The sequence below is a fragment of the Janthinobacterium sp. 78 genome (assembly GCF_003096775.1).
Lineage (GTDB): Bacteria > Pseudomonadota > Gammaproteobacteria > Burkholderiales > Burkholderiaceae_D > Janthinobacterium > Janthinobacterium tructae.
Genome location: NZ_QENT01000001.1, coordinates 5,627,671 through 5,648,508, shown reverse-complemented (window position 1 = coordinate 5,648,508; position 20,838 = coordinate 5,627,671). Strand labels below are relative to the sequence as shown.

Annotated in this window: 17 protein-coding genes; 9 read left to right on the top strand and 8 right to left on the bottom strand. The window is 64.9% G+C overall.

The window, feature by feature from the left end:
- The first annotated feature begins 7 nt into the window (after window positions 1-7).
- Window positions 8-5,305 carry an Hpt domain-containing protein gene (locus C8C92_RS24825; RefSeq protein ID WP_116745532.1) on the top strand — a complete coding sequence of 1,766 codons (5,298 nt, stop codon included), beginning with the start codon at window positions 8-10 and terminating at the stop codon, window positions 5,303-5,305.
- 263 nt (window positions 5,306-5,568) lie between these two features.
- On the opposite strand, the gene C8C92_RS24820 is transcribed toward C8C92_RS24825, so the two are convergent.
- Complete coding sequence (locus C8C92_RS24820) at window positions 5,569-7,032, bottom strand: deoxyribodipyrimidine photo-lyase (RefSeq protein ID WP_116745531.1); 1,464 nt, start codon at window positions 7,030-7,032, stop codon at window positions 5,569-5,571.
- Window positions 7,033-7,424: 392 nt separating this feature from the next.
- Between C8C92_RS24820 and C8C92_RS24815 the strand changes: the two genes are divergently transcribed.
- The 6 genes from C8C92_RS24815 to C8C92_RS24790 all read left to right on the top strand — a co-directional run bounded on the left by C8C92_RS24815 (window position 7,425) and on the right by C8C92_RS24790 (window position 12,215).
- On the top strand, window positions 7,425-8,027 hold the full coding sequence (locus C8C92_RS24815; protein ID WP_099762174.1) for a YqgE/AlgH family protein: 603 nt from the start codon (window positions 7,425-7,427) through the stop codon (window positions 8,025-8,027).
- Window positions 8,024-8,422 (top strand): Holliday junction resolvase RuvX, encoded by a 399-nt coding sequence (gene ruvX, locus C8C92_RS24810; protein ID WP_232730726.1) that lies wholly within the window; start codon window positions 8,024-8,026, stop codon window positions 8,420-8,422. Before C8C92_RS24815 ends, ruvX begins: the two co-directional genes overlap by 4 nt.
- Before the next feature lie 39 nt (window positions 8,423-8,461).
- The gene (gene pyrR, locus C8C92_RS24805) at window positions 8,462-8,986 is read left to right on the top strand and encodes a bifunctional pyr operon transcriptional regulator/uracil phosphoribosyltransferase PyrR (RefSeq protein ID WP_071075539.1); all 525 of its coding nucleotides are present in this window, start codon (window positions 8,462-8,464) and stop codon (window positions 8,984-8,986) included.
- Window positions 8,979-9,944: an aspartate carbamoyltransferase catalytic subunit gene (locus tag C8C92_RS24800; RefSeq protein ID WP_034746695.1), complete on the top strand. Its 966-nt coding sequence runs from the start codon at window positions 8,979-8,981 to the stop codon at window positions 9,942-9,944. Before pyrR ends, C8C92_RS24800 begins: the two co-directional genes overlap by 8 nt.
- Before the next feature lie 24 nt (window positions 9,945-9,968).
- The gene (locus C8C92_RS24795; RefSeq protein ID WP_116745530.1) at window positions 9,969-11,270 is read left to right on the top strand and encodes a dihydroorotase; all 1,302 of its coding nucleotides are present in this window, start codon (window positions 9,969-9,971) and stop codon (window positions 11,268-11,270) included.
- Between the two features lie 147 nt (window positions 11,271-11,417).
- Window positions 11,418-12,215, top strand: coding sequence for a lysophospholipid acyltransferase family protein (locus C8C92_RS24790; protein ID WP_116745529.1), 798 nt, complete (start codon window positions 11,418-11,420; stop codon window positions 12,213-12,215).
- Here the strand turns inward: C8C92_RS24790 and C8C92_RS24785 are convergent.
- From C8C92_RS24785 to C8C92_RS24755, 7 genes are all read right to left on the bottom strand, one after another.
- A complete protein-coding gene (locus C8C92_RS24785; RefSeq protein ID WP_207781046.1) occupies window positions 12,157-12,921 on the bottom strand; it encodes an ABC transporter permease in 765 nt (254 codons plus the stop codon). The two genes, C8C92_RS24790 and C8C92_RS24785, sit on opposite strands and share 59 nt — an antisense overlap.
- 2 nt (window positions 12,922-12,923) lie before the next feature.
- Window positions 12,924-14,168, bottom strand: coding sequence for an ABC transporter substrate-binding protein (locus C8C92_RS24780; RefSeq protein WP_116745528.1), 1,245 nt, complete (start codon window positions 14,166-14,168; stop codon window positions 12,924-12,926).
- 17 nt (window positions 14,169-14,185) lie between these two features.
- Window positions 14,186-14,980 (bottom strand): ABC transporter ATP-binding protein, encoded by a 795-nt coding sequence (locus tag C8C92_RS24775; protein ID WP_116745527.1) that lies wholly within the window; start codon window positions 14,978-14,980, stop codon window positions 14,186-14,188.
- Complete coding sequence (locus tag C8C92_RS24770) at window positions 14,977-16,062, bottom strand: acyl-CoA dehydrogenase family protein (RefSeq protein WP_116745526.1); 1,086 nt, start codon at window positions 16,060-16,062, stop codon at window positions 14,977-14,979. Before C8C92_RS24770 ends, C8C92_RS24775 begins: the two co-directional genes overlap by 4 nt.
- A 1-nt stretch (window position 16,063) precedes the next feature.
- The gene (locus C8C92_RS24765) at window positions 16,064-16,618 is read right to left on the bottom strand and encodes a carboxymuconolactone decarboxylase family protein (protein WP_116745525.1); all 555 of its coding nucleotides are present in this window, start codon (window positions 16,616-16,618) and stop codon (window positions 16,064-16,066) included.
- A gap of 129 nt (window positions 16,619-16,747) precedes the next feature.
- Window positions 16,748-17,668, bottom strand: a complete 921-nt coding sequence (locus tag C8C92_RS24760) for an AraC family transcriptional regulator (protein ID WP_099762181.1) — start codon at window positions 17,666-17,668, stop codon at window positions 16,748-16,750.
- Window positions 17,669-17,761: 93 nt separating this feature from the next.
- Window positions 17,762-18,601 carry a symmetrical bis(5'-nucleosyl)-tetraphosphatase gene (locus C8C92_RS24755; RefSeq protein WP_116745524.1) on the bottom strand — a complete coding sequence of 280 codons (840 nt, stop codon included), beginning with the start codon at window positions 18,599-18,601 and terminating at the stop codon, window positions 17,762-17,764.
- Window positions 18,602-19,031: 430 nt separating this feature from the next.
- On the opposite strand from C8C92_RS24755, the gene C8C92_RS24750 reads away from it, so the two are divergent.
- Both C8C92_RS24750 and C8C92_RS24745 read left to right on the top strand, forming a co-directional pair.
- Window positions 19,032-19,340 (top strand): H-NS histone family protein, encoded by a 309-nt coding sequence (locus C8C92_RS24750; protein WP_116745523.1) that lies wholly within the window; start codon window positions 19,032-19,034, stop codon window positions 19,338-19,340.
- Between the two features lie 99 nt (window positions 19,341-19,439).
- Window positions 19,440-20,834, top strand: coding sequence for a phosphomannomutase/phosphoglucomutase (locus C8C92_RS24745; protein ID WP_116745522.1), 1,395 nt, complete (start codon window positions 19,440-19,442; stop codon window positions 20,832-20,834).
- The last annotated feature ends 4 nt before the right edge of the window (window positions 20,835-20,838 follow it).

Here is a 20,838-nt window from a genome sequence, read left to right as displayed (position 1 = left end):
GGCATGCATGAGCACACCTGATAGTCCGCAGCAGTCCAAGCCGTTCGACAGTGAGCCCTTGTCGTGGGTGATGGTGGAAATCCGCGAAGCGCTGGGCCGCTCGAAAACGGCGCTGTTCGAAGCCGGTGGCCGCCAGCGCGAGGAGCGCGCCACGGCACTGCAGCATGCACGCTCGCACCTGCACCAGGCGCATGGCGCGCTGGTGATGGTGGACGTGGCCGGCGCCAGCCTGCTGACGGATGGCGCGGAACAGGCACTGGCGCGCTTTCGCGACGGCAGCCTGGAATATACGCTCGACCATGCGCAGGTCGTCGCCCGGTTGTATCAGGCCCTGACCGAATACCTGGAAGACCTGGTGGCCGGCACGCCGCCGCAGCCGACGCGTTTATTCCCCTACTACCGCGACCTGCAAACCATGCTGGGCGCCGAGCGCATCCACCCGGCCGACCTGTTTTTTCCGCCTGCATCGATGCTGGAAGGGCATGCCATCGCGCTGGCGCAATCGCCGCCGGTGGCCGATTATCCGGCCTGGCGCGGGCGCTTTGAAAAGTCTTTGCTGCCCTTTCTGAAAGCGCAGGATGAGGCGGCGCGGCGCCAGCACGCCAGCGACTTGCACGCCACCTTGACCCTGGTGGCCGACGCGCAGCAGGCAGCGCCGGCGCGTACCTTCTGGTTCGCCATGCAGGCGTTTGCGGGACTGGCGGCCAGCGGCGAGGGCATGGGCACGCTCAACGTCAAACAGTTGTTCGGCCTGATCAATCTGCAATTGCGCCGCCTGGCGCAGGGCACGGCCAGCCTGCCCGAAGCGATGCTGCGCGACGCCCTGTACTTCATTGCCGCCGCCGCCGAGCCCACATCTGAGGCACGCCAGCTGCGTGCCGCCTTCGCGCTGGAGGGCATGGTTCCCGCCGACGTGGAAGCGCGGCGTTACGGCCAGGTCGACCAGGAAGCCTTGCACGGTGCACGCGCGGCCCTGGCGCAGGCGCGCGCGAGCTGGAGCCGTCTGGCGCAAGCCGATCTCGATCCGGCACTGAGCACGGACTTTGACGAGTCGCTGCAAGAGGTGGCAGTGCATGTGGAGACCTTGAAGCAGCCAGCCCTGGCCAGCCTGCTGCGCGAATGCGCGGCCGTGGCGCGGCTCGCCGTGGCCAGCGGGCGCAGTGCGGCGCTGGAGAATGAAATCGGCATGGCGCTGCTGTTTGCCGACACGGGACTGGAGCAGGTGCGCCGCCTGCCCGACGATTTTGCCGGCAATGCGGAAACCATCGCCGCGCGCCTGCAGGCGCTGCTCGCTGGCGAAGCGCCGCCGCCCGTCACGGCGGGCGAGCTGTCGCGCCAGATCGAGCAGGGCCAGACCGTCGCCGCGCTGGCCGAGGACATGAAGACGGGCTTGCGCCAGGTGGAAAAGGTGCTCAACGCGTATTACGCGGATGCCTCGCGCGGCGCGGTGGGGGCCCTCGATGGCGTTGCCCACGTGCTGGAACAGTTGCAGCAGCAGCTGGCCGGGCTGGGACAGGAAGACGCGCGCGCCGCCGTGCTGCAGGTCGATGCGGCCGTGCGGCAGCTGGCCGCTGGCGACACCAACGCGGACGCCAAGGCGGACGCCAAGGCGGACGCGCACGCCGGGGCGCTCGACGACATCGCGCAAAATGTCAGCGCGCTGGGATTTTTTGTCGATATGCTGGGCCGCAACGCGCAAGCGGCCAGCGGACGTTTCCATTTCGATGCCGCCGCTGGCACCTTCCGCGCGCTGCCATTTGAAAAAGTCGCCGCCGCCGGCGCCGTGCCGGTGCCCTTGCTCGACCAGGCCCTGGCGCCCGCCGCGCCTGCCGGCATGGATGCCGCACCGGCAGTGACCGATGTCGACGCGGAGATGCTCGATATCTTCATTGCCGAAGCGCGCGAAGTGCTGGCCTTTATCGATGCCACGCTGGCCCTGCCGCGCGAGCAGGCCGCCAGCGGCGACCACCTGGCCATGCTGCGCCGCTGGTTCCATACCTTGAAAGGCAGCAGCCGCATGATCGGCCTGGCGCAGTTTGCCGAGGCAGCCGACGCCATCGAACGTGTCATGAATACCTGGCTGGCCGAAGCGCGCCCCGTCAGCGATGATCTGTTTACCCTGCTCAATTACGGCTGGTACCAGCTCAGCGAATGGGTGGCCGAACTGGAAGGCGGCGCAGGGCGCGAGCGCGAGGCTGGCATGCTGCTGGCAGCGGCCGAGCGCGTGCGCGAAGGCGGTCCGTTCGAACTGCGCAAGCCTCGCCCGGCATCGGCCGCACCGGTGGCTGGCAACGGCAATGTGATCGGCTTTCCGTCGGCCACGGCGCCCGCCGCCCACGAAGCGCCCGACGATAACCTCAAGCACGTCGGCGACCTGCGCGTCAGCCTGCCCTTGTACAACATTTACCTGGCCGAGACGGATGAATTGTTGCGCGTGCTGACGCGCGACTTCGGCGAATGGCGCCATGAACAGCGTGCCGTCAGCGCGGAGGCGCTGCAAGCCGTGCATACCCTGGCGGGAACGTCGGGCACGGTGGGTTTCCAATCCCTGCGCGACCTGGCGCATGCGCTCGAAACGGTGATCGAAACGGTGGTGCCGCCGCTGGCCGGCCTGCGCGCCGAACAGCACGACGTGCTGGAGCAAGCCACGCAGCGCATCGGGCAAATGCTGCAGGCGTTTGCGCTGGGCGACCTGGCTCCAACGCAGCCGGACATGATCGAAGCGCTCAACACCCTGTGGCGCGCCCTGACGGCGCCGCCGGGCGAGAGTCAGGAAGAGCGGCTCGACGCCCTGTTTGCGGCCGCCTACGCCAGCATCGTCGGCGCGCCGGCGCAAGCTGACGAGCCACTCGCCGAAGTCCCTCTGCCGCAGCTTGAGACCTTGTTCGAGGCGACGTATGCGAGCATCGTCGCCGATGCGCTGCAGCCCGCTGCGGCTGAAGTGCCGGCGCCCATGCAGGACAGCGGTGCCAGCGACGACCTGTTCGACGCCGGTTTCGAGCACGCACCGCCGCTGGAACACGCGGCGCCGGAAGCGCCGGTGTCCGCCATCATGCCGGCCGATGCGGCTGCGCTGCTGGCGGCCAGCGCCGGCATCAGCGATGAACTCGACCTCGATTTATTGTCCGTCTTCCTGGAAGAGGGCGCCGACCTGCTGCCGCAGATCGGCGAGGCGCTGCGCAGCTGGCAGCAACAGCCGCACGACAGCGGCCAGGCGCAGATGCTGCTGCGCACCCTGCATACGGTCAAGGGCAGCGCACGCATGGCCGGCGCCATGCGCCTGGGCCAGCATGCGCATGAAATCGAGACGCATATCGAAAACATGCTGCACGCTGGCACCGCCACGCCGCAAGCCTTCGAGGAATTGCTGGCCCATTACGACCATGCGCTGCACCTGTTCGAACAGCTGCAGCAACCGTTGCTGCCCTTGCCGGGCATGGAAGATACGCCGGCCGCCGAACCGAAGGCGGCGCTGGTGCGCGTGCGCGCCGACATCCTCGACCGCCTGGTGAACCAGGCCGGCGAAGTGTCGATCACGCGCTCCAAAATGGAAAATGAAGTCGGCGTGCTGGGCGCTTCGCTATCCGAGTTTTCCGACAACCTGGCGCGCTTGCGGCGCCAGCTGCGCGAAGTGGAAATGCAGGCTGAATCGCAGATCGCCTCGCGCATGGCCGTCGGCAGCGAGCGCGAATTCGACCCGCTCGAATTCGATCGCTTTACGCGCCTGCAGGAACTCACGCGCATGATGGCCGAAAGCGTCAACGACGTGGCCTCGTTCCATGAAAACCTCAGCCTCAGTGTCGACGCGGTGACGGACGACCTGATACTGCAGGCGCGCCTGACGCGCGAGCTGCAGCGCGACCTGATGCAGATCCGCATGGTGCCGTTTGCCAGCATCGCCGAACGGCTGTTCCGCGTGGCGCGGCAAAGCGCCAAGGAAGTCGACAAGCGCGTCAACCTCGATATCCGCGGCGGCGGCGTGGAAATCGACCGCAGCGTGCTCGAACGCATGGCGGCACCGTTTGAGCACCTGCTGCGCAACGCCATCGTGCACGGCGTCGAGCCGCGCGAGGCGCGCCTGGCGGCGGGCAAGAGCGAGACGGGCGAGCTGCTGGTACAGGTCAGCCAGCAGGGCAATGAAGTGGCAATCGCCTTTTCCGACGACGGCGCGGGGCTGGACCTGGAACGCATCCGCGCCAAGGCGCACGGCGCAGGCCTGGTGGCGACGGATGCGCCTTTGACCGACGCGCAGGCGGCCGAACTGATTTTCACGCCCGGTTTTTCCACCGCCGACAGCCTGACGGAACTGGCCGGGCGCGGTTTTGGCATGGACATCGTGCGCTCCGAAGCGCTGGCCCTGGGCGGAAGAGTGGAAACGCTGACGCAGGCCGGCCAGGGTATGCGTTTTACCATTCACTTGCCGCTGACCCTGGCCGTCACGCAAGTGGTGCTGCTGGCGGCCAACGGCAAGACGTATGCCTTGCCATCGGTGCTGGTAGAGCAGGTGCTGCACCTGAAAGGCGAGCAGCTGCAGCAGGTGCGGGCGGCCGGGCGCATCGAGTCGCACGGGCAGTCGCTGGCGCTGCACCACCTGTCGGCCATGCTGGGCGAGACGCCGGCGGCGCAGGCCACGCAGCGCCATGCGCCCGTGCTGCTGCTGAGGAATGGCAATGACAGGCTGGCGCTGCAGGTCGATGACGTGGTGGGCAACCGCGAAGTCGTGGTCAAGCATGTGGGCCCGCAACTGGCGCGCATGCCGGGCATCGCTGGCGCCACGGTGCTGGGCACGGGCGACATCGTGCTGATCCTCAATCCGGTGGCGCTGGCGCAGCACCTCGAGCATCACCCGGAGCTGCTGTCGCAATACGCGCTGGCCAGCAGCGAACAGCATGCCGCTTCCAGCGCACTGGCCGTGCCAGCCGTGCGCGTGATGGTGGTCGACGATTCGCTGACGGTGCGCCGCGTGATGCAGCGTTTGTTCGAGCGCGAAGGCTATCAGGTGCTGCTGGCCAAGGATGGTCTCGATGCGCTGGAGCAGCTGCATGCGCTGGAACCGGCCGCCATGCCGGCCCTGCTGCTGGTCGACGTGGAAATGCCGCGCATGGACGGTTTCGACCTGACGCGCAATGTGCGCAGCGACGACAAGACACGTGCCATCCCCGTCATCATGGTCACCTCGCGCAGCGCCGACAAGCACCGCGCGCACGCGTTCGAGCTGGGCGTGAATGCGTATTTTGGCAAGCCGTTCCAGGAAGAGGAATTGCTGGCGGAGGTGGGGCGCTTGCTTGCCGACGGCGTGGCGTAACCCGGCGCCACCACCGGCCAAAACAACAATATCGTCGGATTACGCGAGGCCTTGCCCCGCTAATCCGACCTACGCCACCACTTTCACCACCGCATAGCGCTCCAGGGTTTCCTTGCGCGCCGCTATTGCTGGCGGAAGTGGGGCGTTTGCTGGGCGGTGACGTGGCGTAGGTCGGGTTAGCGCACAGCGCGTAACCCGACACCACCACCGGCCAAAGCAACAATATCGTCGGATTACGCGAGGCCTTGCCCCGCTAATCCGACCTACGCCACCACCTTCACCACGGCATAGCGCTCCAGCGTCTCCTTGCGCGCCGCATCGTGCTGCACCAGCGGCTCCGGATAATCGCGTCCCAGCACGATGTTTTTTTGCTCGAGCAGCATGCGCGGCACCAGCCAGGGCGCGTGGATTTCCTTGTCGCCCAGCGCCTTCAGCTGCGGCAGGTAGCGGCGGATGAAGCGTCCGTTCGCATCGAATTTTTCCGATTGCGTGATGGGGTTGAAGATGCGGAAGTACGGTTGCGCGTCGCAGCCGGACGACGACGCCCATTGCCAGCCGCCGTTGTTCGACGCCAGGTCGAAGTCATTCAGGTGCAGCGCGAAATACGCTTCGCCGCGGCGCCAGTCGATGCCCAGATCCTTGATCAGAAAGCAGGCCGTGACCATGCGCAGCCGGTTGTGCATATAGCCCGTCTGGTTCAGCTGTGCCATGGCCGCGTCCACCAGCGGATAGCCGGTGCGCCCCTCGCACCAGGCGGCAAAGGCGGCATCGGCCTCGGGTCCTGTTTCCCAGGCGATCGCGTCGTAGGCAGGCTTGAAGGCGCCGCCTTCCACATGCGGGTTCTGGTACAAAATCATGGCGTAGAAATCGCGCCAGATCAGTTCGGCCAGCCATACGGGCGCGCCGTCGCCGCCACCGCCCCGGTCCATCAGGTCGACCACGCTGCGCACCAGGTAGCGCAGCGACACGGTACCGAAGCGCAGATGCATGGACAAATACGACGGCCCCTTCAGGGCAGGAAAATCGCGCGCCACGTCATAGCGGGCCAGGCGCGGCAGGAAATCCTCGAACAGCGTGCTGGCGCCCGACATGCCGGTGGGAATGGCCAGTTCGGCCAGGTTGCTGGCCTCGAAACCCAGCTCGCCCAAGGTCGGCAGCGGGGCCGGCGTGCTGGCGCGCGGCGGCGCCAGGCTGGCCGCATGCGGTTCGATATCGAGCGGCGCCAGGCAGCCCGGTTCGGCGCGCATTTTCTTCAGCCAGGCATTCTTGTACGGCGTGTAGACCGTGTACGGCCTGGCCGAAAGCGTCAGCACTTCGTCCTTTTCAAAGATCACCTGGTCCTTGAAACTGAACCACAGGCGCGTCGCGTGCGTGAGCGCGGCCGCTACCTTGCGGTCGCGGGCGGTCGCTTGCGGCTCGTAGTCGTGGTTGGCAAACACGGCGTCGGCGTTCAGCTCGGCGGCCAGGCGCGGGATGGCTTCGGCGGCGTCCGCGTGCAGCACGATCAGGTCGCCACCCAGCTGGCGCAGCTCGCCGGCCAGTTCGGCCACGCTGGCATGGATGAAATCGACCCGCCGGTCGCGGCGCGGCAGCGCGGCCAGGATGGCGGTGTCGTAGACGAAGACACAATGCACGGCCTGGCTCTGGCGCAGGGCGTGATGCAACGCAGCATGGTCAAATGCGCGCAGATCGCGCCGGAACCACACCAGGGAAGTCTTGATTGTCATTATTTTGCGTGTTCAGGGTCAAAGATAGGCCATTTTTTGCCGCCAACAGGGCTTTATGGCCGCGCGCGTCGTGCCTTTGGCGTCGCTGCGGCGGCAATTCAGTGTAAACTAGCAGGTATGTTCGTGGTGGTTTATATGCGACAGCGATTGTGCCAGTTGCAAAGCGTGCATGGCGCAGTCGCAAGGCCAGGCGAATTGATAATTAATTTACAATAAATTTACAACATAACGAGAATAGCGCCTGGCATCACGGTGCGTGCCGCCCAGCATTCGCGGCAGCTTGCGCCAGGCGTACGATAGCGGGGTAAGCGAGACTTGCCAGCAAGCCCACAGAGAGAGCATCGCGTATGAAAAAGAGTAAAATCGACCAGACTCTACCAGGACATCGTTTGATGCAGGGTGTGGGAGAGCCGGCCGCGACCGGTTCCTCCACCTTGAATCTGGCCAACCATTTCCTGATCGCGATGCCGGCCATGCAAGATCCGGTCTTCGGCGGCACGGTCGTGTACGTCTGCGAGCACAATGAGAACGGCGTGCTGGGCGTCGTCATCAACAAACCCACCGACATGACCATGGAAGTGCTGTTCGATCGCATCGACCTGAAACTGGCGGCCGGCAGCGACACGCCCATCATCAATGAACCGATCATGTTCGGCGGCCCCGTGCAGGACGACCGCGGCTTCGTGCTGCATACGCCGGGCGCGCACTATTCCTCGTCGCTGACGGTGACCGATGAAATCGCGTTTACCACCTCGATCGACGTGCTCGAAGCCGTCGCCAAGGGCGATGGTCCCGAGCGCATGCTGGTGTCGATCGGCTATTCGGGCTGGAGCCCGGGTCAGCTGGAAGACGAGATCGGCCGCAACGGCTGGCTGACGGTGGGTGCCTCGGCCGACATCCTGTTCGACTTCCCCATCGAGCAGCGTTACGTGGCGGCCATCAAATTGCTCGGTATCGACCCTCTCATGCTGGCGAGTGAGGCTGGCCACGCATGAGCGGTGACGCCATCGACACCATCCTCGCCTTCGATTTCGGCTTGAAACGCATCGGCGTGGCCATCGGCAATAGCATGATTTGCCAGGCCAAGCCGCTCAGCGTGATCACGGCCACGGCGAACGAGCCGAAGTTTGCCGCCATCGATAGCCTGATCAAGGAGTGGGGCGCGAGCCGCATCGTGGTGGGCTTGCCCAGCCATCCGGATGGCACCGAACACGAGATGAGCGCGCGTTGCCGCCGTTTCGCCAACCAGGTGCATGGCCGCTTCAACCTGCCGGTGGAACTGGTCGACGAACGTTATTCCTCGGCCGTCATCGCTGCCAAACGCGGCGAAGTCATCGATGACCGCGCCGCCGCCATCATCCTGCAACAGTATTTCGACGCGAATTATTAATCTGACCTTAGACTCCCTCCCTGAATGATTAAGAACTCTATGCCGCATCCTACGAATCCTTCCCAACTCGACGCCGAGGCCCTGTACGCGGTCTTGCTGCAGCAGGTGCAGAGCGGCCTGGCGGGCATCCCCAACGTGGCCATCGTCGGCATCCATTCGGGCGGCGCCTGGCTGGCCGAACGCCTGGCGCGCGACCTGAACCTGCTCGATCGCCTGGGCGTGCTCGACGTGTCGTTCTATCGCGACGACTTCGCCCAGAAAGGCCTGCATGCCGACGTCAAGCCGACGCAGATCGCCTTCGACGTGGCCGGCGCCACCATCCTGCTGGTCGACGACGTGCTGTACACGGGCCGCACCACGCGCGCGGCCATCAATGAATTGTTCGACTATGGCCGTCCGGCCAAGATCATGCTGGCCGCCCTGGTCGACCGCGGCGAGCGCCAGCTGCCGGTGGCCGCCGATTTCGTGGCGGCCTTCACTGCCGTGCCGGCGGGCCAGGCCCTGGTCCTGAAGCAAGCCGACGATGGAAAATTCACGCTCACCCTAGATACCCACCATGCTTAATCCGCAACTGAATAAACACGGCGAACTGCAACATCTGCTGACGATTGAAGGCCTGCCGAAGTCTATCGTCAACCACATCCTCGATACCGCTTCCTCGTTCGTCGGCATTTCCGACCGCGATGTGAAAAAGGTGCCGCTGATGCGTGGCAAGAGCGTTTTCAATCTGTTCTTTGAAAACTCCACGCGCACCCGCACCACCTTCGAGATCGCCTCGAAGCGCCTGTCGGCCGATGTCATCAACCTCAATATCCAGGCCTCGTCGGCCAGCAAGGGCGAGTCCCTGCTCGACACCATCGACAACCTGTCGGCCATGCATGCCGACATGTTCGTCGTGCGCCACGCGCAGTCGGGCGCGCCCTACCTGATCGCCAAGCACCTGATCGACACCAAGCAGCCGCACGTCCACGTCGTCAACGCGGGCGACGGACGCCACGCGCACCCGACCCAGGGTTTGCTCGACATGTACACGATCCGCCACTACAAGAAGGATTTCACCAACCTGACGGTGGCCATCGTGGGCGACATCCTGCACAGCCGCGTGGCACGTTCCGACATCCACGCGCTGACCACCCTGGGCGTGCCGGAAGTGCGCGCCATCGGCCCGCACACTTTGCTGCCGGGCGGCCTGGAGCAAATGGGCGTGCGCACCTTCACCAACATGGATGAAGGCCTCAAGGGCGTGGACGTGATCATCATGCTGCGCCTGCAGAATGAACGCATGAGCGGCGCACTGCTGCCGTCGGCGCAGGAATATTTCAAGAGCTACGGCCTGACGCCCGAGCGCCTGGCGCTGGCGAAACCGGACGCCATCGTCATGCATCCGGGCCCGATGAACCGTGGCGTGGAAATCGATTCGGCCGTGGCCGACGGTCCGCAGGCGGTGATCCTGCCGCAGGTGACGTTCGGTATCGCCGTGCGCATGGCGGTGATGAGTATTTTGGCTGGTAATCAGGGCTGATAGCCCAAGGACGAGTAAGCGAGCATGACGACACTACATATCAAGAACGGCCACCTGATCGACCCTGCCAACGGCATCGATGGCTTGCAAGACCTGTTTATCGCCGATGGCAAAGTGCTGGCCGTGGGCAGCGCCCCGGCCGGCTTTACCGCCGATACCACCTTTGATGCGGCCGGCCTGGTGGTCTCCCCCGGCCTGGTCGACCTGTCCGCGCGCCTGCGCGAGCCGGGCTACGAATACAAGGCGACGCTGGAATCGGAATTGCAGGCGGCGCTGCAAGGTGGCGTCACGAGCCTGGTGTGCCCGCCCGACACCGATCCGGTGTTAGATGAGCCGGGCCTGGTGGAGATGCTGAAATACCGCGCCAAGACGCAGAACAAGGCCCACGTGCACCCGCTGGGTGCGCTGACCATGGGCTTGAAAGGCAAGTCGCTGACGGAAATGGCGGAACTGACGGAAGCGGGCTGCATCGGCTTCGCGCAGGCGGAGGAACCAATCGAAGACACCACCGTGCTGCTGCGCGCGATGCAGTACGCGAACACCTTCGGCTACACCGTCTGGCTGCGCCCGCAGGATCCGCATATCGGTCGCGGCGGCATCGCCCACAGCGGTCCGCTGGCCTCGCGCCTGGGCCTGTCTGGCGTACCCGTGATGTCCGAAACCATCGCCCTGCACACGATCTTTGAATTGATGCGCGCCAGCCGCGCGCGCGTGCACCTGTGCCGTATCTCGTCGGCGGCGGGCCTGGAACTGATCCGCGCCGCCAAGGCCGAAGGCTTGCCCGTCACCTGCGACGTGGGCGTGCACCATGTGCATCTGACGGACGCCGATATCGGCTTTTTCGATTCGAACGCGCGCGTCACGCCGCCGTTCCGTAGCCAGCGCGACCGCGATGCGATCCGCGCCGGTCTGCTCGATGGCACGGTCGACGCCATGTGCTCGGACCATACGCCCGTCGACGACGATGAAAAGCTGCTGCCGTTCGGCGAAGCGTCGCCGGGCGCCACGGGCCTGGAACTGCTGCTGTCGCTGGCCCTGAAATGGGCCGACGACTATGCCTTGAACCAGCCGCAAGCGGGCGCGCGTCCGCTGGCGCGCGCCGTGGCCAAGGTCACGTCCGACGCGGCCCGTGTCGCCGGTATTCCGGCCGGCAGCCTGGCCGTGGGCGAAGCGGCCGACATCTGCGTCTTCGATCCCGCCGCGCGCTGGACCGTGTCGTCGGCGTCGCTGGCCAGCCAGGGCAAGCACACGCCTTTCCTCGGCTATGAGCTGAGCGGCATCGTCAAGGCGACCATCGTGGCCGGACGGGTGGCGTTTCAGCGTTAATTATTTGTATCGGAGCCGTAGGTCGGATTAGCGGTACGCGTAATCCGACAAGTCCATGGCGGCTCCTGTCGGCTTACGCAGCGCCTCACCGGCGCAGCTAAGCCGACCTACGCGGCTGCATGGATTTGCTTCCAACCTTGGTGTCATTTGAAACTTCTGCTTACCTACCGCCTCGCGCGTATCGCCATTCACCTGGGCTGCGGCATGGCCAAGAGCGCCGTGCTGTTCCCCTGGCTGGACCTGGAGGGGCGCAACCGGCGCATCCGCCGCTGGTCGACGCAGTTGCTCGACATCTGCGGCGTGCACGTGGCGCAGCCGGCCGGCAGCGTGCCGGCACTCGAGCATGCGATGGTGGTGGCGAACCACGTTTCGTGGCTCGACATCTTCGTCATCAATGCCGTCCATCCCTGCCGTTTCGTCGCCAAGGCGGAAATCCGCGCCTGGCCTATCCTCGGCTGGCTGGCGGGGCGCGCCGGTACCATCTTCATTTCGCGCGGCAGCAAGCGTGACCTGCGCCTGATTTTCCAGGGCCTGGTGGATAAATTGACGGCGGGCGAGCGCATTGCGTTTTTCCCCGAAGGCACCACCGCCGCGCAAGGGCAGATTTTGCCGTTTCACGCGAATCTGTTCGAGGCGGCCATCGACGCGCAAGTGCCGGTGCAGCCGTTCGCGCTGGTGTATGTGGATGACAAGGGGACCTTGCATCACGCCGTCGACTTCATCGGCGACATGAGCTTTGCGCAAAGCATGGTGGCGATCCTGAGCGGCCCACCGATCACGGCGCGCCTGACCTGCCTGGCGCCGGAAGCCACGGCTGGCGCGCACCGGCGTGAACTGGCGGCGGCAACGCAGGCGGCGGTGGCCGCTGCGCTGCCGCTGGAACAGCTTAGTTCTTCACATGCAGCCAGCGCGCGTGCGCGGCGCGGGCCAGGTAGTCAAGCATAAACCCTAAAATCCCGATCAGCACGATGGCGGCCATCAGCTCCGAATATGCGAGGCGGTCGCGCGTGTCGAGGATGAAGTAGCCGAGGCCGGCCGAGACGCCCAGCATTTCCGCCGGTACCAGCACGATCCAGATGATGCCGATGGCCAGGCGCACGCCCGTCAGAATATCGGCCGTAATGCCCGGCAAAATCACCTTGAAGACGATCTCGCTGCGCGTGGCCGACAGGCTGCGCGCCAGCAGCAGCCAGTTCGGATCGAGCCGCGCCACGCCGGCCGCCGTATTGAGCAGGATCGGCCAGACGGCCGCAAACGCCAGCAGGAAGTACACGGGCGCGTCGCCTACCCCCAGCACCATCACGGCAATCGGCATCCACGACAACGGCGAAATCATGCGCAGCAGCTGGAACAGCGGCATGGCCGCGCCGGAAAAGCTTTTCGACATGGCCACCAGCACGCCCAGCGGCACGCCGATGATGATCGCCAGCCCCAGGCCGACAGCTACCCTTTGCAGGCTCAGTACCACGTGCAGCCAGATATCCGAGCCGCCCAGCATCTCCTTGAACGCCAGCGCCGTGGGCAGCGGTGCAAAGGCGGTGGCGATCGGTGTTGATTTCTCCAGCGCCGTCACGCCCACGGACCACAACAGCACGGCACAGGCCAATCCCACCAGGGGCAGGCCGAACTTCGTCAACAACTTCTGTGCCATCGTCAGACCGCCACGGTTTCGCTGCGCAGCAGGTTGGCCGGCAAGCCGAAGGCGGCGGGGCCACCGACTGCGGTGATGGCCTTGCGCACGAAGCGGTCATCGACCAGGTCGCGTGCGGCGAATTTCGGATCGAGATTGGCCAGGAAGCGCGTATCGCCTTCGACCTTGGTGCGGCCGATGGCGCGCACCAGTTCTTCCGTGTACGAGGCGAACGGATACGGCTGGAAGTCGATGCGGCGCTGCTGCCAGTTCTTGTGCACGATCAGGCCCTGTTTTTCGTAGCTCGCGTAATCGGTGGTGGCCAGCACCTTGGTCAGCACCTGCAGCGGATGCGGCGTGTAGCGGTGCTCGCCCACGTTCGACAGCAGCTTGGCCGTGTCGACCTGGTTCGAGCGCGTCCACAGCTGCGCCTTGACGATGGCGTTGGTGACCTTCTGCGCCCATTCGGGACGCGTGTTGATGTCGCGCTCGGACAGGAAGGTGACGCAGCACGCATGGTTTTTCCACACGTCGCCCGAGAAGCGCAGGATCTTGCCGATGCCGGCGTTTTCCGCCGCCGCATTGAACGGCTCGGCCACGATGTAGCCGGCAATCGACTTGCTGGCCAGGGCCGAGACCATTTCAGCCGGCGCCAGCACGATCAGGTTCACTTCATTCGATTTGATGGTGGCGTTGCGCGCGCGCGTGACCGGGGTCAGGCCATTCGAGGACAGGATTTGCTGCAGCAGGATGTTGTGGATCGAGTACCAGAACGGGATGGCGACCGTGCGCCCGCCCAGGTCGGAGACCTTGTTGATCTCGTTGGCCACCGTCAGCGCGGAGCCATTGACGTGGTTCCAGGCCACGACCTTCGCCGGGAACTTGGCGCCGTAGCGCACCCACAGGGTGGCCGGCGACAGCAAATGGATGACGTTGACCTGGCCGGCGACGAAGGCTTCGATGATCTGTGCCCAGCTGCGGAACAGGCGCGGCGTTTCCGCCTGCAAGCCTTCCGCTTCAAACATCTTGCGGGCGTGGGCGACCAGCAGCGGGGTGGCGTCGGTGATCGGCAGGTAGCCGATTTTGACGGGCTGGTCGTCGCCTTTCGGGCCTTGCTGGGCCATGGCGTCGCCGGCGAACAGCAGCGGCGAAGCGACGCTGGCCGTGGCCAGGGCCGACATGCGCAGGAAGTCGCGCCGCGTCAGGCCGCAGTCGCAATCGGACGAGGCGCAGATGTGCAGGGGTTTGTTTTGATCTTCGAATGTCATGGGAAAGTTCCGGTCGTTTAATTGGGGGCGAAGGCGGGCGTTTGATCCTGCTTTTGCAGCGCCTGCAGCGCGTCGAGGATGTCCATTTTCAGGGCGATGACGTCGGCGCTGTGGCCGATGCGCGGCTGGGCGATGGCGACGGGCCATTCGCGCACGATGTTGCCGGGCTTGCCGCCCATCAGCAAGATGCGGTCGGCCACGAGGATCGCTTCATCGATATCGTGCGTGACGAGCAGCACGGCCGTATGCCAGCGGTGCACCACGTCGACCAGCAGCGACTGCATCTCGGCGCGCGTGATGGCGTCGAGTGCGGAAAACGGTTCGTCGGCGAACAGCAGTTCCGGTTCGCGCGCGAGTGCGCGGGCCAGGGCCACGCGCTGCGCCATGCCGCCCGACAGCGCGGACGGATACAGCTTTTCGCGGCCCTTCAAACCCACCGCTTCGATAGCTTGCGCCACGCGCGCCTGATGCGCTTCGCGCGTGAGCTGCGGCTGGTGCTTGAAGTCCAGGCCGAAGCCGGCGTTGCCCGTGACGTTCAGCCACGGCAACAGGCTCGCCTGCTGGAAGACGAGGGCGCTGCGCGGGTCCGGTTCGCGCATGGGCGCATCGAGGAATTGAATTGCGCCCGTGGATGGCGGCTGCAAGCCGGCCAGCACGCGCAGCAGGCTCGATTTGCCGCAGCCGCTGCCGCCCAGCAGACAGACGATTTCGCGCTTGCGCACGCCCAGCGAGACATGCTGGAACACGGGTGCCGTGCCCGGATAGGCGTAGCTCAGATCCTGCGCCTGCAAGGCCCAATCAGCTACGCTCATGCCGGCGCTCCCGCTGCCTTGGCAGCCTGCTGGCTGTCGAACAGCTGCAAGGCCGCCTGCAATTGCGTCAGGCTGGGGGTGACGATGGGGATGAACGACGATTCGCGCCAGCGGCGCGCAAAGCCCTGCTGTTCCGCGTTCAGGTAGGCGCGCCCGCCCATGGCTTGCAGTTCCAGCATCAGCGCTTGCTGCAGCACGTCGGCCAGCTGTATGCGCAGGCGGAACATGGCCGGCGCCTGCGTCTTGAAGCGGCCATCGTGCACGCCGGCCAGCAAGGTGTCGACAGCTGCCTCCAGGGTAGCTTGCAGCGCTTCGATGCGTGGCGTGAGCGCGTTGCGCGAGCCGGCCGAGATCTGCGCCGCCTTTGCCAGGCTGGCGCGCGCCAGGCCGATCGACAGGCCGCACTGCATGCCGAGGAACGAGGGGCGCACCTGCGGCAGCCAGGCTGGCGCGTTGTCGCTGATGATGTCCGCAGCGGGGATGTGCACCTGCGTCAGCTTGACGGAGGCCGTATTGCTGCCGCGCAGGGCGATCAGGTCCAGGTCGTCGCTGCGCTGCACGCCTGGCGTGCCGCTGTCGAAGGCGACGATGGCCGGTGGCGCACCGTCGTTGGGCGCCACGGCGGCCGCCGCGACAAAGCCCGCCTTGCGCAAGTTCGTCACCCAGGCCAGGCCGCCGTCGACCAGCAAGCCGTCATTGTGGCGCACGCCCGTGATTTGCAGCTGCTCGATGCCGGACAAGAATTTCATGGCGTTCGACAGGCCGCTGGCGCCTGCCTGCGTGCCAGCCAGCAGGCCGGGCAAGCGGCGCTCGGCCAGCGCGCGGTTCTCGCTTTGCAGCAGGAATTCGATGAAGCAGCGCTGGCCCCAGAAGACAAAGGCCGCCGTGACCGATTGCTCGGCGACGTTGGCGATGGCGTCGATGGCGTCGCGCACGTCACCGCCCGCGCCGCCGTGCTCCTGCGGCACGCCGATGGCCAGCAGTTGGTCGCTGGCGAGGGCCGGCAAAACGGTTTCAGCCAGTTCCGACGATTGGTCGAGCTGGTCGGCATGCATGTGCAGCCAGTGATGGAGTTGGCCCATGTCAGACGGCGCCAGGCAGGTAGGGCGTCAATTGCGGATTGACGGGCGTGCCGGCCAGGCTGTTGGAAAAATTGCACAGGGTGGCCAGGCTGATGCCCAGCACGACTTCCAGCGCCTGCTGCTCGTTGTAGCCGGCGGCCAGGAAGGCTTGATATTCGGCGTCGCTGACGGCGCCGCGCGTGGCGATGACGGCCGTGGCGAAGGCGGCGACGGCGTCGAGTTTGACGTCGCCCGTCGGCTGGCCGTGCTGCAGTGCGCGCACGATGTCGGGCGTCTGGCCCGCCTTTTTCAGCGAGATGGCGCTATGGCCGGCGATGCAGAAATCGCAGCCGTGGATGCGCGCGGCCGTGATTTGCACCACTTCGCGTTCCATTAACGTCAGGCTGGCGCGCGCATTGATGCCGGAGACGGTCAGGTAGGTTTCCAGCGCCAGCGGGGCATTGGCCAGCACGCCGATCAGGTTGGGCAGGAAGCCATTGTTGGCGATGGCCTTTTCCACGAAGGGGCGGCTATCGGCCGGGGCGGTATCGAGAGTGTGCAGCGTCAGACGGGACATGGGGTACCTTGCTAAGTTGGTAAGTCACCCGGGCATTATATCGGCCATATCGCGCACGCAACAGACGTCAGCGTCGTCCTTTTGTGCTCGTTCGTCTGCGATTGTGTGATCCTTGATTCCGGCAGGCTCTTAGCTGGCCAGCTGGCGCAATCGCTGGTCGCGCCGGTAGGCACCCGGTTGCTCGCCCGTGACCCGCTTGAAGGCGCGCGTAAAGGCGGCGTGCGAGCGGTAACCCACCAGTTCGGCCGCGCGTTCGACGGAGACGCCGTCGTGCAGCCGGCGTGCCGCGATCTTCATGCGCAGCAGGAGCAGGAATTGGGCCGGCGAATGGCCGCTGGCGCTGGCGAAATGCTTGCAGAAGCTGGCGCGCGACATGCACGCTGCCTTGGCCATGTTCTCGATCGACCAGTCGTCGGCGGGGGCGTCGAGCATGCGTTCGAGCAGCGGCGAAAATGCGGGCTGGTGCAGCAGCGACAGCAGGCCGGCCGCCACCTGCTCGCCCTGCGCCACGTGGCGGATCAGGTAAAAGAACAGCAGTTCGACCAGGCGTGCGATGAGCGGCGACGGTTGCTCCGGATCGCCGCCCGCTTCAAGCAGAATCAGGTCGAACAGCGCGGCGGCGGCGCTGAAGGCGGGTGCGTCGCCGCGTATCAGCAGATATGGCGGGAAGGAGTCGACGATCAGCGCGGAAAGGGCGCCGCGAAATTGAAAGAAGCCGCAGGCCAGCGCCGTCGCCGGCTGCTGCGTGGGTGTTTGCAGCGGCAGCATGGCTTGCGCGCTGACCGCCTGCAGCGGATCGCTGTGCGGGCTGAGGAAATGCGGCAAGTCGCGCAGCAGGAAGACGCCGTCGCGCGGGCCGAGCGCTATCGGCGCGGCGCCATCGAGGTGCAAATAGCAGTGGCCATCGAGCACCAGGTGAAAGCTGCCCAGTTCCCGGCCCGCCGTGGAAGCGCGCCAGCGGCCGCAGTACTGGCCCACATGCAGGACGGCGGTGTCGAGTTCCAGGCTGCCGAGCAGCCAGCGCGCCAGTCTGTCGGTATCAGGATGCATGGGATGGCACAGGCAAAAGCTGCATCATACGGCGCCGGCGCGCCAGGGCCAACGACCGATTTCGATTAAGCATATGCGCGCCATGCGTAGCACTTACCGCTTGCCACTGTGCTGCTGAAAGGCGGGACAGTCGACTTGCAGCAGCGAGCGATCTTCCAGGCACACGGCCGACAGTTTCCCGCCCCAGACGCAGCCGCTATCGAGGCCGATCAGGTCGGGTCGCAACTGCAGTCCCAGCGCCGACCAGTGGCCGAAGACGACAGTGTCGCCCGCGCTGCGCCGGCCCGGCACGTCGAACCACGGCAGCAGACCGGAGCCCGGCGGCGCGCTGCCGCTCTCCTTCATCTTGAAGTCCATTACGCCGTCCGGCGTACAAAAGCGCAGCCGCGTCATGGCGTTGACGATACAGCGCAGCCGGTCGGTGCCCTGCAGGTCGTCGCGCCAGGCTGCCGGCTCGTTGCCGTACATGCTGTGCAGGAACGCCACCCAGCCATCGCTGCGCAGCATGGTCGACACTTCCTCGCTCAGGGACAGGGCCTGGGCCGCACTCCATTGCGGCAGCAAGCCCGCATGCACGAGCACATGCCCCTGGTGCTGCAAGGCGAGTGGCCGCTGGCGCAGCCAGGTGATCAACTCGTCGCGATCGGGCGCGTCGAGGATCTCGGCCAGCGTATCGGACGCATGCTCGGGCCGGATGCCGTTGGCCACGGCCAGCAAATGCAAGTCATGGTTGCCCAGGACACTGTCGGCCAGGCCTTGCTGCGCCAACGCGTAAATGTGGCGCAGGGTGGCCAGCGAGGCCGGGCCGCGGTTGATCAAGTCGCCCGCGAACAGCAGCCGGTACGGGCCATCGGCTGCCGCCTGGATCCGTTCGATCAGTTCGACGGTTTGTGCATGGCAGCCTTGCAGATCGCCGATAAAGTAAGTTTTCATAGGTACCAGGGTGAAGTGAACTACGCGCAGGCATTATAAGCATGGCTGCCCTTGGTCGTCGGGAGCTTTTCTTGCTGATGCCGGATTGCGCGCATGGCCGGTCGGAAGGGAAAGGCCGGACACGATTATTTTATATGGGCATTTACTTTAGCTGAATATCTCGCTGCTTTATCGCGATAATCATTGCCTGGCATATTTGCTGGAATCGATGATCGTGCCATGCCAGCCGAAATGTCATTTTATTCATGTTTATTCATGTCTCCCGTGTGGTTTCGACATATTCTTCATTTAATCTTAATGTTGAGCCGGTAAATAAATCGCGGTCTGCCATTCAGGCGACGAGGAATTACGTTACCGTGCGCGGATTTTTATGCAATGTAGTATATTTCACGTGATTTTATTATTTAATTGAATATAAAGGATATACAGGATGGATCTGTCAACGATGACGATGCTGGAATTGCGCAAGCTGGAAGATAATGTGAAGCAGGAATTGAACAGCCGCGAGCGTGAAGATTTGAACAAGGCGCGCGAACAAATCATGGCCATCGCGCAGCAAGCGGGCATTCCGCTGAAACAGCTGATACTCGACGGCTTGCACCCGCGCACGGGCAAAGTCGCGGTACGTTACCGCCATCCTGACAATGCTACTCAACAATGGACAGGCCGTGGTCGCCAGCCGCTGTGGGTCAGGCAGTGGGTGGAATCGGGCAAATCCATCGATCTGCTGCGCGTATAATTCGGTATACTCTTGGCGCAGTGGCAAGCTGCCAGCCACGCGCTGTACCTTGCCAGGCACCTTATCGATACCCTTACTTATACTGATAGCGCCCACACCATGCTTCCATTGTCCAGAACGATCTTCAAGGCCTACGATATTCGCGGCATCATCGCCAAAACCCTCGATGCAAGCGTGGCCTACAAGATCGGTCAGGCATTTGGCCAGGCCGCCCTGGACAAGGGTGAGCAGCGGGTCGTGATCGGCCGCGATGGCCGCTTGTCGGGACCTGAACTGACGGCGGCGCTGGCGCAAGGCTTGCAAGCGGCAGGCGTCGACGTGATCGACCTGGGCGTGGTGGCCACGCCGATGGTGTACTTCGGCACGAATGTGCTCGACACGCGTTCCGGCATCATGGTCACGGGCAGTCACAATCCACCTGACTACAATGGTTTCAAGATGGTGCTGGCGGGCGAAGCGATCCACGGCGAAGCGATCCAGGCGCTGTACCACAGCATCGTCGCCCACGACGGCAGCGCCAGCGCCAAGGACGTTGCCAACCCGGGAGCCTATGCGACCCACGATATCCGCGCCGCCTACCTGCAGCGCATCCTGGGCGACGTCAAGCTGGCGCGCCCGATCAAGATCGCCGTCGATTGCGGCAATGGCGTGGCCGGCGCCTTCGCGGGCGACCTGTTCCGCGGCATGGGCTGCGAGGTCATCGAACTGTTCTGCGACGTCGATGGCAATTTCCCGAACCACCATCCGGACCCGGCGCATCCGGAAAACCTGCAAGACCTGATCCGCTGCCTGGCCGAGACGGATGCGGAGATCGGCATCGCCTTCGATGGCGATGGCGACCGTCTGGGCGTGGTCACCAAGGATGGCCAGATCATCTACCCTGACCGCCAGATGATGCTGTTTGCCGCCGACGTGCTGACCCGCCATCCGGGCGCGCAAATCCTGTATGACGTGAAATGCACGCGCCACCTGGCGCCGTGGATCAGCAAGCATGGCGGCGTGCCGCTGATGTACAAGACGGGTCACTCGCTGGTAAAAGCCAAGCTGCGTGAGACGGGTGCGCCGCTGGGCGGCGAAATGAGCGGCCATATCTTCTTCAAGGACCGCTGGTACGGTTTCGACGACGGCATGTATTCGGCCGCGCGCCTGCTGGAAATCCTGACGCGCGAGGCAGATCCATCGGCCTTGTTGAATTCCCTGCCGCAGTCCGACAGCACGCCGGAACTGCACCTGGAATTGCAGGAAGGCGAGAACGTCGCGCTGATGGACATGCTGCGCCGCGATGCCGTCTTCCCGGGTAACGAACAGATCATCACCATCGATGGCTTGCGCGTGGAATACGCGGACGGCTTCGGCCTGGCCCGTTCGTCCAACACCACGCCGGTGATCGTCATGCGCTTTGAAGCGGAAACGCCGGCAGCCCTGGCGCGCATTCAGGGCCAGTTCAAGAGCGTGATCCTGGCCGCCAAGCCTGACGCCGTTCTGCCGTTCTGACAGC